This is a genomic window from Novosphingobium sp. B-7, from assembly GCF_000410615.1.
Taxonomy (GTDB): Bacteria; Pseudomonadota; Alphaproteobacteria; order Sphingomonadales; family Sphingomonadaceae; genus Novosphingobium; species Novosphingobium capsulatum.
The window spans coordinates 1-207 of record NZ_KE148411.1 but is presented as its reverse complement, the minus strand read 5'-3'; the positions used below and the strand labels follow the sequence as shown (position 1 = coordinate 207).

The window sequence follows — 207 nt, the reverse complement described above, 5'->3', positions numbered from 1 at the left end:
TTGCCACCGTGGCAGAAGTGGTCACGCTCTTGCGGGTGATCCTGCGGCCCCATCGCGATCCGGCCGCGCGCCTCGCGTGGCTGGTCGCGGTCATGGTGTTGCCGGGCCTGGGCATTCCCGCCTATATTCTGTGGGGCGATACGCGCCTGATCCGCCGCCGCCGGCTGCACGGCCTGGCGATCGAGGCGGCCCTGCCCCGCCCGCCGG

General features: G+C 72.9%; 1 protein-coding gene. It reads left to right on the top strand.

Annotated elements, in window-relative coordinates; all coding sequences use genetic code 11:
• A partial coding sequence (locus tag H926_RS28560; protein WP_043610315.1) for a PLDc N-terminal domain-containing protein occupies positions 1 to 207 on the top strand: 207 nt, incomplete at both ends.